The organism is Providencia sp. SP181 (assembly GCF_050446505.1).
GTDB lineage: Bacteria > Pseudomonadota > Gammaproteobacteria > Enterobacterales > Enterobacteriaceae > Providencia > Providencia vermicola.
This window is the reverse complement of the sequence record NZ_JBBPXM010000027.1, coordinates 1-13,636: the sequence shown is the minus strand read 5'-3', so window position 1 is coordinate 13,636 and position 13,636 is coordinate 1. Positions and strand designations below refer to the sequence as shown.

Below are 13,636 nucleotides of genomic sequence, written 5' to 3'. Positions count from 1 at the left end.
AATGTGAGTGAGAAGCCGAAAGGTGACGGACACAGCAGCTTGTTCAAGATTGATGTTCTGGTTTAGCGAAGAAAATGCGCTAAACGTGAACGAAACCGAATTTGTCTGGCGGCAATAGCGCGGTGGTCCCACCTGACCCCATGCCGAACTCAGCAGTGAAACGCCGTAGCGCCGATGGTAGTGTGGGGTCTCCCCATGTGAGAGTAGGGAACTGCCAGACATTAATTAAAAGTTTATTGCTCAATAGCAGTAAGCTGCCGAAAGGCAAAATGAATAAGTGGAGCGGTAGTTCAGTTGGTTAGAATACCTGCCTGTCACGCAGGGGGTCGCGGGTTCGAGTCCCGTCCGTTCCGCCACTTAATTTAGGGGCGTAGTTCAATTGGTAGAGCACCGGTCTCCAAAACCGGGTGTTGGGAGTTCGAGTCTCTCCGCCCCTGCCAGTTACCAATTAAGTAATAATAAAAGAAGTATCTATTGATAACCCGGTTATATTAATCGGGTTTTTCTTTATCTAAATTTTACGAACACCCTTTCATTATTGCTCCTTGTTTATTATTACCACTCTTGCTTTCTTCAAATTCTCACAGAAATGCCATTAATTATCACTTTTTAGTGATTGATATATAATCAAATTACTCTATCGTATTAGTATGACACTCGATTCTTACTTATCTCTCTGGTCAGTTATATTTGAATATCAAGGACAGGGCGATATCAGAATAAAGAAATCCGCGCTTCTGCATTTTGCTAAAAGGATTCAGAAAATTAAATTAAGGGTAAGGGTGCGATTGGAGTTAGTACGCCCTTATTTATCAATAAAAACCTATCTTAGGCTCTATTTTAATAGCTTTTGAGTTCACCTTAAGCAGATAGAATATGTTTTAGGGTATTTAATACCATCATCGAGAAACAGAATGAGCAAATAATTCATTTTGCTTAATTAGTTTCGTGCAACGGCGCATTTTTTATTGGTGTTTTAATTAATTGATTAATAAGAGCCTGTTGATCATTTTTTTGTAACCATACGGCATAGAGTGGCTTACTTATAGGGGATTCTGACAGCGTTTTTAGTGCAGGATATTGATGTATCCAATGTGCGGGTAAAAATGCCGCTGAAAGCGATACAGGAAGTAATTGACGGGTAATATGAGCGGATGTCGTGATCATCACTGGTGTATCATCTTGAGTTAGTGCAGATTCATTTTTTGGATGAAAATCAGCCCCCCACTCTAGTTTTATGTAATTGTAATTTGTCAAAGCAATATTTTTTTGTGAAGCCATTAGTTGCAGCTCGATAGTTCCAATAATCGTACTTTCGAACTCATCCATTTTTGGCGGCTCAGTGGCAATTAGCAAATCTAATTCTCTTGAGTGTAGCTGTTTTACGAGAGACTGTCGGGTCGACACTCGAGCTTCTAATCGTAATTCATCATGCTGAGTATAAAGCGCTTCCACCCAGTCAGTGAGGTAGCCTTCCCATAGAGAAGCGGTAGCACCGATTGAAAGCTCTGTATGCTGTGATGCGTGAGAAATTTCTTTTTTGGCTTGTAACCAGGTGTTCATCAACGATTCAGCATACGGTACTAATCGCTCACCAGCGGCGGTTAATCGAATATTATTTCTATGGCGAGTGAATAAACTGGTGCCAAGTTGAGTCTCTAACTGTCGGATACGAAAGCTGACAGCAGATTGCGTTAAGTAGAGTGATTCCGCTGCTCTACCAAAGTGCCTAGTCTTGCTTACCTCTAAAAAAGTTCTCAATAACTCGCTGTCCACATACATCTCCAATTATTTTTGTCGTGATGATTTAAATGTTTTGTTTTACAGATTGTCAATGCTGTCTAATACTCCGCGCCATATAGAGTTTGACTGCAATAAGTTAGGAGTGTGTCAGATGGCAGATAGCTTCATCACGACTAATCGTTTTTTTGATAATAAGCATTACCCACGTGGCTTTTCTCGTCATGGTGATTTCACCATTAAAGAAGCTCAGTTGCTTGAACGCCTAGGTCAAGCTTTTAACGAGCTTGATACAGGTAAACGTGCTGCACAAACTGACGAGGAAAAACTCTTCGTTGCTGTTTGCCGCGGTGAGCGTGAGCCAGTTACTCCAGAAGAAAAAGTTTGGGTAAAATATTCTAGTCGTATTAATCGTCCAAAACGCTTCCACACGCTATCTGGCGGTAAACCACAGATAGATCCTTCGGAAGACTATACTGATACAGATGACTAATATCACCATCGTATAAGATAAGGGACTTCGGTCCCTTTATTTTGTACGGTGGAGCATATTTTATTTCTCCTCTCCTCAGCTTACTTGTTTTTGCAAATGAAGCAATAACTTATCCATTGCTCTGTAGCCAAGAGCTTCTAATAAATGCACTCGTTCAATATTTGAGCATTCCTTGAGATCTGCAATGGTTCGAGAAACCTTTAAAATCTTATGCCAAGCTCGGATAGAAAGACCTAATTTGTTTAGTGCATGTTCTAAGAATAAAGCGTCTTTAGAGTTGAGAGCGCAAAACTGTGTCACTTCTCTCGATGTTAGTAAAGAATTGATTTTCCCTGCCCGTGCTAACTGTTTATTTCTTGCGTCAATGACGCGCTGTTGTATTTGCTCGCTAGTTTCTCCTTGAGGGTTTGGGGTGCTGAGTGAACCTATAGGCAACAAAGGAATTTCAATGGAAAGGTCAAATCGGTCCAAGAATGGGCCTGATATGCGGGAAAGGTAACGTAGAATAGATATTGGTGAGGAACGGCTCATTGCACCTTGATAATGCCCTGTTGGACTTGGATTTAGTGCGGCAATAAGTTGAAAATTGGCAGGGTAACAGACTTTTGCTTTTGCCCTAGAGATACTAATTTCCTTTGACTCAAGAGGTTCTCTTAATGAATCTAAGACAGCACGGCTAAACTCGGGTAATTCATCTAAAAATAAAATACCGTGATGAGCGAGTGATATTTCCCCTGGTTTAGGAAGTGAGCCACCACCGATTAGCGCTGCCACTGATGCACTATGATGAGGAGCTCTAAATGGCCTCATTGGCCAATCTATAGCACTTTGAGTAGCTTGACTTAAACTATGTAGCGAAGCGACTTCTAGTGCTTCCTGAGGCGTAAGAGCGGGTAATAGTGTAATGAGCCTGCTAGCTAACATTGTTTTACCTGTTCCAGGAGGCCCTAGAAGGAGTAAATGGTGTCCTCCTGCAGCACAAATTTCAAGTGCTCGCTTACCCTGTTCTTGGCCAATAATATCGTTGATGTTATCTTCATTTTTAGCTGATGGGGGTGGTTGATTTATCTGGTAGTTAAACTCAAGCTCATTGTTTCCATTAAAATAATGGCAAAGTTCTAGCAGAGAACTTACAAACTGAACGCTTTTATTGGGTAATAAATTTAATTGATGCCGATTTTTAGTTGAAATGATTAATATGCGTTGTTGTTTTAATGCGGCTTGTGCCGCAGGAATAGCACTATTGACGTAACGAATATCACCAGAAAGTGCCAGTTCACCTAAAAATTCATGTTTTTTTAATGCATCATGTGGGATCTGGCCTGATGAGGCGAGTATCGCAATTGCAATAGCAAGGTCGTAGCGACCACTTTCTTTTGGTAAATCAGCGGGTGCTAAATTTACCGTTATTTTTTTTGCGGGATATTCAAACCCACTATTGAGTAGCGCACTCCTGACTCTATCCCTGGATTCTTTGACGGCTGTTTCGGGTAAACCGACTAATGTTAGCCCTGGAAGCCCATTACTAATATGAGCTTCAACAGTGACAAGTGGTGCTTCCATGCCTATCGAAGCTCTAGTGTAAACAATCGCTAGTGCCATAAAACCTCCGATATAAATAACAGAGTAATATTCTGTTAAAAACTAGCTGATATTTAATGGATGAAAATACTATTTGCGAAGCCACTCGATAATTTATTTGTTTAGTGACTTAGCTGTTTCATTTTTTTGGGGGGTGCTTTGAGGGGTTGGTATATCTCGGCTTGATGTTTTTTTTGTCATTGTGCATTTTGATAAAGCATTGGATACGCTAAAGAAAAAATAATCAATTGGGAGAAGTGAGATTGAACCATTTTTATTAAAAGGTCATGGGGGATACAGCTGATTATGCTATCTAATTCATGGGTAATTACTGCTTTCTTACTATTCTTATAGCATATTGTTCTGTTTTTTACTTAACTGCATGAATTTATTTAAGATAAATATTTTGATAATAAATAACCTAAATAAAAGTTGTCAAAATGATTTTAAAATGATACCTCTTTAATAAGGACAACAAATAAAGTTAAAAAAGTAAAACTCATGAACGCATTTATCCAAGCAGTTAGCCTAATTATTATTAGCGTGGTGGTGATTATTATCCCACCGTGCGGGGCTGCACTTGGACGACGAAGGCTAAAATAACAGCCAGATCTTACGAGAACCCCGCACCGAAAGGCGCGGGGTTTTTTTTGACACAAATTTTGTTAATCCAAAAAAATATACAAAACATAATAAATACAAACAGATAAAAAGTAGGCAGACAGGAGAAAAGCATGAACGGAGCACAATGGTTGGTTCAGGCGTTGCGAACTCAGGGAGTTGATACGGTTTTTGGCTATCCTGGGGGAGCAATTATGCCAGTTTATGATGCATTGTATGATGGGGGTGTAGAACATTTACTGTGTAGACATGAACAAGGTGCGGTTATTGCAGCAATTGGATATGCACGCTCAACGGGTAAAACGGGAGTTTGTATCGCGACATCAGGCCCTGGTGCAACAAACGTTATAACAGGATTAGCAGATGCATTGTTAGATTCTGTTCCCGTTGTCGCCATTACTGGTCAAGTGGCTTCTGAATTTATTGGGACGGATGCTTTTCAGGAAATTGATGTTTTAGGTTTGTCTCTGGCTTGTACAAAACATAGCTTTTTAGTTGAATCGATAGAAGATTTGCCTCGCATTCTTGCTGAAGCTTTCGCAATCGCAAATAGTGGGCGTCCAGGACCTGTACTGATTGATATTCCGAAAGATATTCAGCTACAACACGCAGAGCTATCACCGTTCTTAATGCCAGTAGAGCAAGAAATGTCATTCCCTGAGATTGAGATACAGCAAGCGAGAGCATTGTTGGAACAATCAGAAAAACCCATGTTATACATCGGTGGTGGTGTAGGGATGTCGGGTGCGGTTTCGGAGTTAAGGGAATTTATCGCCTACACTGGCTTACCCTCTGTTTCAACATTAAAAGGGTTAGGCGCGCCAGATCCAGCAGATGAAAATTACTTGGGAATGTTAGGCATGCATGGCACGAAAGCCGCTAACATTTCTGTTCAACGCTGTGATTTGCTTATCGCCGTCGGAGCACGTTTTGATGATCGTGTCACTGGGAAATTAAATACCTTTGCACCAAATGCCAAAGTCATTCATATCGATATCGACCACGTTGAATTGGATAAATTGCGCCAAACCCATGTAGCCTTACACGGTGATGCAAAAGTGTTATTGCCAAAGTTAATGCTGAAAAAAGCCATTGCACCATGGCAAGCCGAGGTTCAGCAGCTGAAAACAGAATTTGGTTGGCGTTATGACCACCCAGGTGAACCTATTTATGCACCACTCTTATTGAAACAACTGTCCGATAAAATGAAACCGAACACGGTTGTTACAACGGATGTAGGGCAACATCAAATGTGGTCAGCGCAGCATATTACGGTGGATGCCCCTGAAAATTTCTTAACATCAAGCGGTTTGGGCACGATGGGTTTTGGTATTCCCGCTGCTATTGGCGCGCAAGTAGCGAGACCTGAAGATACCGTTGTTTGCGTATCTGGGGACGGCTCGTTCATGATGAATGTTCAAGAATTAGGCACCATCAAACGCAAACAATTGCCTGTCAAAATTCTGTTATTGGATAATCAACGCTTAGGCATGGTTCGCCAATGGCAAGAGTTGTTCTTCGAACAACGTTACAGCGAAACGATATTAACAGATAACCCCGATTTTGTTGCTTTAGCTAGTGCGTTTGGCATTAAAGGGCAGCGTATTACGGATAAGTCGCAAGTAAATGCAGCATTAGATGAATTATTGAATAGCGAAGGTGCCTATCTATTACAGGTATCAATTAATGAATTAGAAAACGTCTGGCCGCTGGTTCCACCAGGGGCGAGTAATGAAAAAATGATGGAGAAACCATTATGATGCAACATCAACTCTCGATATTGGCCCGTTTCCGTCCTGAGGTTTTAGAGCGTATATTAAGGGTCACTCGCCATCGTGGATTTAAGATAAATGCCATGAATATGGGACAATCATCAGATGGCGATAATGTTAATATTGAACTGACTGTAAGTAGTCAGAGGCCGTTAACCCAGCTTTGCGCTCAGTTAACGAAGCTTTCCGACATTACAGAAGTTGAAGTGCTACAACAAGAATCACGACTATTACGCACACAAAGTGCAATGTAAGGAAGATTAAAATGACTAAGAAAGCTGACTTTATTTGGTTTAACGGTGAAATGACGCCATGGGCTGATGCAAAGGTTCATGTTATGTCTCATGCTCTGCATTATGGTACATCAGTGTTTGAAGGCGTCCGTTGCTATGATTCTCACAAAGGGCCTGTCGTTTTCCGCCACCGTGAGCACATGCAACGTTTGCACGATTCTGCAAAAATTTACCGTATGCCTGTCAGCTATAGCGTAGAAGAGTTAATGGAAGCGTGTCGTGCGACTTTACGCAAAAATAACTTAGTCAGTGCGTATATCCGGCCATTAGTTTTTATTGGTGATGTTGGCATGGGGGTTAACCCACCAGATGGTTATAACACTGACGTCATCTTAGCTGCCTTCCCGTGGGGTGCTTATTTAGGTGAAGAAGCCCTAGATCAGGGAATTGATGCGATGGTTTCTTCATGGAATCGCGTTGCACCGAATACCATTCCTACTGGCGCAAAAGCAGGTGGTAACTATTTATCATCTTTATTAGTGGGTAGCGAAGCACGTCGTCATGGTTATCAAGAAGGTATCGCTTTAGACGTTCATGGGTATCTCTCTGAAGGTGCTGGGGAAAATATTTTTGAAGTGAAAGATGGAATTTTATATACGCCTCCGTTCACATCATCTGCATTACCAGGTATTACTCGTGATGCGATCTTAACCTTAGCAAAAGATATGGGTATTGAAGTCCGTGAGCAAACACTATCACGTGAATCTCTCTACCTTGCGGATGAAGTCTTTATGACAGGTACTGCAGCAGAAATTACCCCTGTACGCAGCGTTGATGGTATCCAAGTAGGTATTGGTCGTTGTGGCCCAGTGACTAAACAAATTCAACAAGCATTCTTCGGTTTATTTAATGGTACAACGGAAGACAAATGGGGCTGGTTAGATCCAGTAAACCCTCAATAACTAAATTGAAATAGATGTTACAGGCGGACGTTCCCCGCCTGTTTTTAAACACGGGAGTTAAAGATATGCCTAAGTACCGTTCAGCAACAACAACACATGGTCGTAATATGGCGGGGGCACGCGCATTGTGGCGAGCAACTGGAATGACCGATGCTGATTTTGGAAAACCCATTATTGCAGTTGTTAACTCATTCACTCAGTTTGTACCTGGTCACGTACATTTACGCGATCTTGGCAAACTGGTTGCAGAGCAAATTGAAAACGCAGGCGGCGTAGCGAAAGAGTTTAATACAATTGCGGTTGATGATGGGATTGCCATGGGGCATGGCGGAATGCTGTATTCCTTACCTTCCCGTGAATTAATTGCCGATTCTGTCGAGTATATGGTTAATGCGCACTGTGCGGACGCTATGGTGTGTATTTCTAACTGCGATAAAATTACCCCAGGTATGTTAATGGCGTCATTACGTCTTAATATCCCAGTTATTTTTGTTTCTGGCGGTCCGATGGAAGCAGGGAAAACCAAGCTTTCAGACCAAATTATTAAATTGGATTTAGTCGATGCGATGATCCAGGGGGCAAACCCGAATGTGAGTGATGCAGATAGCGAACAAATCGAACGTTCTGCTTGCCCAACCTGTGGTTCATGCTCTGGTATGTTTACGGCTAACTCCATGAACTGCTTAACTGAAGCATTAGGGTTATCTCAGCCAGGTAATGGCTCGTTATTAGCGACTCACGCTGACCGCGAGACCTTATTTATCAACGCAGGTAAACGTATTGTCGAGCTAACGAAACGCTATTACGAAAAAGATGATGAAAGTGCGTTACCTCGTAATATTGCCAATAAAGCGGCGTTTGAAAATGCCATGACCCTTGATATTGCGATGGGGGGCTCGACGAATACCGTTCTTCACTTGCTGGCAGCAGCACAAGAGGCTGATGTTGATTTTACGATGGAAGATATTGACCGTTTGTCTCGTCAAGTTCCGCATTTATGCAAAGTGGCACCAAGCACACAAAAATACCATATGGAAGATGTTCACCGTGCAGGTGGGGTTATTGGTATTTTAGGGGAGCTGAGCCGCGCAGGCTTACTGCAAGAAAATGTCACTAATATTTTAGGGCTGACTTTCCAAGAAACATTGGCGCAGTATGATGTCATGCTGACGAAAGACGAAAGTGTTAAGTCTATGTTTTCCGCAGGCCCTGCAGGTATTCGTACGACCAAAGCATTCTCACAAAATTGCCGTTGGCCTTCGCTGGATACTGACCGTGAAAATGGCTGTATCCGTAATATTCAGAATGCTTATAGTTTGGATGGTGGTCTTGCTGTCTTATCTGGAAATATTGCGGAAGATGGCTGTATCGTCAAAACAGCTGGGGTTGATGAGGGTAGCTTAACGTTCCGTGGCCCTGCAAAAGTATTTGAAAGCCAAGATGATGCAGTTGAATCCATCTTAGGCGGTAAAATCGTTGAAGGTGATGTGGTAGTGATCCGCTACGAAGGGCCAAAAGGTGGGCCAGGCATGCAGGAAATGTTGTACCCAACGTCCTACCTGAAATCAATGGGCTTGGGTAAAAGCTGCGCGCTTATCACTGATGGCCGTTTCTCGGGTGGTAGTTCAGGTTTGTCTATTGGCCATATTTCGCCAGAAGCAGCCAGTGGCGGCTTATTAGCTCTGGTTCAAGATGGCGATATTATTGATATCAATATTCCAAAAAGAACGATGGTGCTGGATGTCAGTGAAAGCGAACTTAACCAACGGCGTGAGGCGGAATTAGCCCGTGGTGATAAGGCCTTTACTCCACGCGATCGTCAGCGCGAAGTGTCTTTTGCACTGCGTGCCTACGCTTCCTTAGCAACTAGTGCAGACAAAGGCGCTGTGCGCGATAAGTCAAAATTAGGGGGCTGATGTGGCAGCGGCAAAACCATTACCCGCAGCACCTACAAGTGCTGATTATTTAAAGGCGGCGCTGAGTGCGCCAGTCTATGAAGCGGCTCAAGTTACGCCGCTTCAGCAAATGGATAAATTATCTGCACGTTTAGGCAATACAATTTTAGTTAAACGTGAAGACAGGCAGCCTGTACACAGTTTTAAGTTACGCGGGGCTTACGCCATGATCGCAACGTTAACGGAAGAGCAGAAAGCCAAAGGCGTTGTGACGGCATCAGCGGGGAATCATGCTCAAGGTGTCGCCCTGTCGGCAAGCCGTGTGGGTGTTAAAGCCAAAATTGTCATGCCAGTGGCAACCGCGGATATCAAAGTGGATGCAGTTCGTAGCTTTGGTGGTGAAGCCATTTTACACGGTGCAAACTTTGATGAAGCAAAAGCGAAAGCGATCACGATGGCGGCAGAAGAGGGATATACCTTTGTCCCGCCTTTTGATCACCCATCGGTAATTGCTGGGCAAGCCACTATTGCGCTGGAATTATTACAGCAAGACGTGCATCTCGACCGTATTTTCATCCCTGTTGGCGGGGGCGGTTTAATCGCGGGTGTGGCGGTTATCATCAAACAATTAATGCCTGAAATTAAAATCATTGGTGTCGAAGCGGAAGATGCAGCGTGTTTGAAAGCGGCGTTAGAAGCGGGTCACCCCGTTGATTTACCTCGTGTCGGGTTATTTGCGGAAGGTGTCGCAGTTAAACGTATTGGTGATGAAACGTTTAGATTGTGCCAACAATATGTCGATGATGTCATCACGGTGGATAGCGACTCTATCTGTGCAGCACTGAAAGATATTTTTGAAGATGTTCGCGCAATTGCAGAACCATCAGGCGCTTTAGCACTGGCAGGGCTGAAAAAATATGTCCAACAACATAACATCAAAGGTGAGCGTTTAGCGCATATTTTGTCTGGTGCGAACATGAATTTCCATGGGCTGCGTTATGTATCTGAGCGCTGTGAGATTGGAGAACAACGCGAAGCGCTGTTGGCGGTGACGATCCCTGAGGAAAAAGGCAGTTTCTTACGCTTTTGCCAGCTATTAGGCCACCGCGCAATCACGGAGTTTAATTACCGTTATACGGATGTAGACCCTGAGCGTGCCTGTATTTTCGTTGGGGTGCGCTTAAGTGGTCGTGATGGTGAACGCGCAGAAATTATCCAAGAACTCAGAAGCAATGGCTATGATGTTGATGATTTATCTGATGATGAAATGGCGAAGCTTCATGTACGTTACATGATTGGCGGTCGACCATCTAAACCGTTAGATGAAAGACTGTATAGCTTTGAATTTCCAGAGTCTCCAGGAGCGTTACTGCGATTTTTAGAGACGCTTGGAACCCACTGGAATATTACGCTTTTTCATTACCGCAGCCATGGCACGGATTATGGACGAGTGCTGGCGGCATTTGAACTTGCGGGGCCAGAAGTGCGCTTTGATAGGCACCTTGATGCACTAGGATACGAGTACCACGACGAGACGGGCAATCCTTCTTTTCGTTTTTTCCTAGCGCCACAAGATAGTCAAAAAACCTTAGATTGAGTTGTCTGGGAGTAGCTCCCAAAATGCTTTAATTAGTGGCTCACTTAGGCGTTTGCTTAATAGGCAAACGCCGAGTTCGAAGGGTTCCACCATTGAAATATTGTCGAGCTGTGAGATACGGCTACGGACAGGCTCAGGACTATTATCCACGACGACACTTGGGATCAACGCGATACCACAACCAAGTGCAACCATAGATACAATCGCTTCATGGCCAGACACTGTGGCGTAAATCACAGGGTTATTGATGTGATGGCGGCGAAACCATAATTCGATACGTTTTCGTGATGGGCCATGTTCTGGCAGGATAAACGGTACCGTTGACCAATCAGGTTCTGCTTCAGTCACCATCGAACGTACAGCACAAGGCAGTGATGGTGCAATGAGCACCAATGGGATTTCACCAATTTTTGTGAAACGCACATTGTCGGGTAAACGCTCAGGTTTGCCTGCAATACCAAGGTCTGCCTCATGGGTTTCCACTTTTTCTACCGCATCCGCGGCATCGCCAGTGGTGAGCTTTATTTCGACTAATGGGTGCAAAGCACGGAATTTATCTAAAACTTGTGGTAAATGACTGTATGCGGCAGTGACTGAGCAAAAAAGATGCAACTCACCACTGAGAGATGGGCTTTGTTGGTTAAGGGCATGCTGCAGTTGCTGATATTGCAACAAAGTTTGCTGGGCAAATTGTTTTAGGTGCTCCCCTGCTTGCGTGAGTTTTACCGAACGATTATCACGGACAAATAGTGGGTGACCCAATTGCTCTTCTAGGCGCTGGATTTGTCGAGAAAGCGTTGAAGGGCTGACATGCATGGCTTTAGAGGTACGGCCAAAGTGGCAGCTCTGTGCTAAATGCAAAAAAAGTTTCAGATCACGAATATCCATTTTGCCCTCGGATAAAGTCATTAACTACGTTGCGAATATTGCAACATTGTATTGTTAATATATCAATTTAAGCAATGCGAAACATCGCATATAGTAAATCTATAAACGCTTAAAAATAAGCGACAGGCAAATTGATTGCCTGACATAACGAACACAACAGAACAATGGAGTATGACAATGGCGAATTATTTTAACACATTGAATTTGCGTGAGCAGTTAGCTCAGTTAGGCAAGTGCCGCTTTATGAAACGTGAAGAATTTGCGGACGAAGCTGGCTACCTGAAAGGGAAAAAAATCGTCATCGTCGGTTGTGGTGCACAAGGTCTGAACCAAGGCCTGAACATGCGTGACTCTGGTTTAGATATCGCTTATGCATTACGCGCAGAAGCGATTAGTGAAAAACGTGCTTCATGGCGCAAAGCCACTGAAAATGGCTTTAAAGTGGGTACGTATGAAGAATTGATCCCAACGGCAGACTTAGTTGTTAACTTAACGCCAGACAAACAACACTCTACCGTTGTTCGTGCTGTTCAGCCTATGATGAAACAAGGTGCAGCACTGGGTTATTCACACGGTTTCAACATTGTTGAGGTTGGTGAAGAAATCCGTAAAGATATTACTGTTGTGATGGTTGCACCAAAATGCCCAGGTACGGAAGTTCGTGAAGAATACAAACGTGGTTTCGGGGTTCCAACTCTGATTGCTGTTCACCCAGAAAATGACCCGAAAGGCGAGGGGATGGCGATTGCTAAAGCATGGGCGGCTGCCACAGGTGGCCATCGTGCAGGTGTTCTGGAATCCTCATTTGTTGCGGAAGTTAAGTCTGACCTGATGGGTGAGCAAACCATTCTGTGTGGTATGTTGCAAGCAGGTGCATTACTGAGCTACGACAAAATGGTTGCAGACGGTGTTGAGCCAGGCTATGCCGGTAAATTGATTCAATTTGGTTGGGAGACTATCACAGAAGCGCTGAAACAAGGTGGTATCACGCTGATGATGGATCGTTTATCTAACCCTGCGAAAGTCCGCGCATATGCGTTGTCTGAGCAACTGAAAACCATCATGGCACCACTGTTCCAAAAACACATGGATGACATTATTTCAGGTGAGTTCTCATCAACAATGATGGCTGACTGGGCAAATGACGATAAAAACTTGCTGACATGGCGTGAAGAGACAGGCAAAACAGCATTCGAAAATTACCCTGAATATGCAGGCAAAATTGCAGAACAAGAATATTTTGACCATGGCGTTCTGTTAGTTGCGATGGTTAAAGCGGGTGTTGAGCTGGCGTTCGATACGATGTTAGAAGCGGGTATCTTAGAGGAATCAGCATACTACGAGTCTCTGCATGAACTGCCACTGATTGCGAACACCATTGCGCGTAAGCGTTTATATGAAATGAACGTGGTTATTTCAGACACGGCGGAATACGGTAACTACCTGTTCTCATTTGCAGCTGTGCCGATGCTGAAAGACTTCATGACCAAATTACAAGCGGGCGATTTAGCGAAGCCAGTTGCTGATAATGGCACAGACAACGCGCAGTTACGTGATATCAATGAAGCAATCCGTAATCATCCTATCGAGAAAATCGGTAAGACGTTACGTGGTTATATGACGGATATGAAGAAGATTTCAGTTGGAAGTTAATTTTTCGTCACTCTTCGCGTGATAGGTGCGTTGGCAGCGCTCGGTTACCCAAGTCACATACTTGTGGATAACCTTATTTTTCGTCGCTCTTCGCGTGATAGGTGCGTTGGCTACACTCGGTTACCCAAGTCACATACTCATGTATGCTCCTTGGGATAACCTCCTTTGCCGCCTTCCTCTAACACGAATAGCTTAGAAAAA

At 43.6% G+C, this 13,636-nt stretch carries 11 protein-coding genes, 2 tRNA genes and 1 rRNA gene; 11 read left to right on the top strand and 3 right to left on the bottom strand.

All coding sequences use genetic code 11. From position 1 onward, the window contains the following. The first annotated feature begins 104 nt into the window (after window positions 1-104). The 3 genes from rrf to AABS66_RS21255 all read left to right on the top strand — a co-directional run bounded on the left by rrf (window position 105) and on the right by AABS66_RS21255 (window position 440). A 5S ribosomal RNA gene (gene rrf / locus AABS66_RS21265) occupies window positions 105-220 on the top strand. 59 nt (window positions 221-279) lie between these two features. Next, window positions 280-356 (top strand) — tRNA-Asp (locus AABS66_RS21260). Window positions 357-364: 8 nt separating this feature from the next. Next, a tRNA-Trp gene (locus tag AABS66_RS21255) sits at window positions 365-440 on the top strand. 496 nt (window positions 441-936) lie between these two features. Here the strand turns inward: AABS66_RS21255 and hdfR are convergent. Beyond that, window positions 937-1,782 (bottom strand): HTH-type transcriptional regulator HdfR, encoded by an 846-nt coding sequence (gene hdfR / locus AABS66_RS21250; protein ID WP_206083047.1) that lies wholly within the window; start codon window positions 1,780-1,782, stop codon window positions 937-939. Between the two features lie 112 nt (window positions 1,783-1,894). On the opposite strand from hdfR, the gene AABS66_RS21245 reads away from it, so the two are divergent. Continuing rightward, the gene (locus AABS66_RS21245; protein ID WP_206083048.1) at window positions 1,895-2,233 is read left to right on the top strand and encodes a DUF413 domain-containing protein; all 339 of its coding nucleotides are present in this window, start codon (window positions 1,895-1,897) and stop codon (window positions 2,231-2,233) included. A 75-nt stretch (window positions 2,234-2,308) separates the two neighbouring features. Here the strand turns inward: AABS66_RS21245 and AABS66_RS21240 are convergent, their stop codons facing one another. Next, complete coding sequence (locus tag AABS66_RS21240; RefSeq protein ID WP_206083050.1) at window positions 2,309-3,835, bottom strand: YifB family Mg chelatase-like AAA ATPase; 1,527 nt, start codon at window positions 3,833-3,835, stop codon at window positions 2,309-2,311. A 480-nt stretch (window positions 3,836-4,315) separates the two neighbouring features. Here AABS66_RS21240 and ilvL point away from each other — a divergent pair, with 480 nt between their 5' ends. The 6 genes from ilvL to ilvA all read left to right on the top strand — a co-directional run bounded on the left by ilvL (window position 4,316) and on the right by ilvA (window position 10,894). Beyond that, window positions 4,316-4,417 (top strand): ilv operon leader peptide, encoded by a 102-nt coding sequence (gene ilvL / locus AABS66_RS21235; RefSeq protein ID WP_071524553.1) that lies wholly within the window; start codon window positions 4,316-4,318, stop codon window positions 4,415-4,417. Between the two features lie 131 nt (window positions 4,418-4,548). Further along, entirely contained in the window at window positions 4,549-6,195 is a 1,647-nt protein-coding gene (gene ilvG, locus AABS66_RS21230) for an acetolactate synthase 2 catalytic subunit (RefSeq protein WP_206083052.1), read from the top strand. Beyond that, window positions 6,192-6,461, top strand: a complete 270-nt coding sequence (ilvM, locus tag AABS66_RS21225) for an acetolactate synthase 2 small subunit (protein ID WP_206083054.1) — start codon at window positions 6,192-6,194, stop codon at window positions 6,459-6,461. Before ilvG ends, ilvM begins: the two co-directional genes overlap by 4 nt. A gap of 11 nt (window positions 6,462-6,472) precedes the next feature. Then, entirely contained in the window at window positions 6,473-7,402 is a 930-nt protein-coding gene (locus tag AABS66_RS21220) for a branched-chain amino acid transaminase (protein ID WP_206083055.1), read from the top strand. A 65-nt stretch (window positions 7,403-7,467) separates the two neighbouring features. Next, entirely contained in the window at window positions 7,468-9,318 is a 1,851-nt protein-coding gene (ilvD, locus tag AABS66_RS21215; protein ID WP_206083056.1) for a dihydroxy-acid dehydratase, read from the top strand. 1 nt (window position 9,319) lies between these two features. Continuing rightward, window positions 9,320-10,894, top strand: coding sequence for a threonine ammonia-lyase, biosynthetic (ilvA, locus tag AABS66_RS21210; RefSeq protein ID WP_272539563.1), 1,575 nt, complete (start codon window positions 9,320-9,322; stop codon window positions 10,892-10,894). On the opposite strand, the gene ilvY is transcribed toward ilvA, so the two are convergent. Next, entirely contained in the window at window positions 10,886-11,782 is an 897-nt protein-coding gene (gene ilvY / locus AABS66_RS21205; RefSeq protein ID WP_206083058.1) for an HTH-type transcriptional activator IlvY, read from the bottom strand. The two genes, ilvA and ilvY, sit on opposite strands and share 9 nt — an antisense overlap. A 177-nt stretch (window positions 11,783-11,959) precedes the next feature. Between ilvY and ilvC the strand changes: the two genes are divergently transcribed. After that, the gene (gene ilvC / locus AABS66_RS21200) at window positions 11,960-13,435 is read left to right on the top strand and encodes a ketol-acid reductoisomerase (RefSeq protein ID WP_206083059.1); all 1,476 of its coding nucleotides are present in this window, start codon (window positions 11,960-11,962) and stop codon (window positions 13,433-13,435) included. Window positions 13,436-13,636: the final 201 nt, after the last annotated feature.

What these genes read in the sequence shown, in the direction of transcription:
- hdfR (WP_206083047.1), bottom strand. Translation starts at nt 1,782, where the DNA reads ATGTATGTGGACAGCGAGTTATTGAGAACTTTTTTAGAGGTAAGCAAG.
- AABS66_RS21245 (WP_206083048.1), top strand. Translation starts at nt 1,895, where the DNA reads ATGGCAGATAGCTTCATCACGACTAATCGTTTTTTTGATAATAAGCAT.
- AABS66_RS21240 (WP_206083050.1), bottom strand. Translation starts at nt 3,835, where the DNA reads ATGGCACTAGCGATTGTTTACACTAGAGCTTCGATAGGCATGGAAGCA.
- ilvL (WP_071524553.1), top strand. Translation starts at nt 4,316, where the DNA reads ATGAACGCATTTATCCAAGCAGTTAGCCTAATTATTATTAGCGTGGTG.
- ilvG (WP_206083052.1), top strand. Translation starts at nt 4,549, where the DNA reads ATGAACGGAGCACAATGGTTGGTTCAGGCGTTGCGAACTCAGGGAGTT.
- ilvM (WP_206083054.1), top strand. Translation starts at nt 6,192, where the DNA reads ATGATGCAACATCAACTCTCGATATTGGCCCGTTTCCGTCCTGAGGTT.
- AABS66_RS21220 (WP_206083055.1), top strand. Translation starts at nt 6,473, where the DNA reads ATGACTAAGAAAGCTGACTTTATTTGGTTTAACGGTGAAATGACGCCA.
- ilvD (WP_206083056.1), top strand. Translation starts at nt 7,468, where the DNA reads ATGCCTAAGTACCGTTCAGCAACAACAACACATGGTCGTAATATGGCG.
- ilvY (WP_206083058.1), bottom strand. Translation starts at nt 11,782, where the DNA reads ATGGATATTCGTGATCTGAAACTTTTTTTGCATTTAGCACAGAGCTGC.
- ilvC (WP_206083059.1), top strand. Translation starts at nt 11,960, where the DNA reads ATGGCGAATTATTTTAACACATTGAATTTGCGTGAGCAGTTAGCTCAG.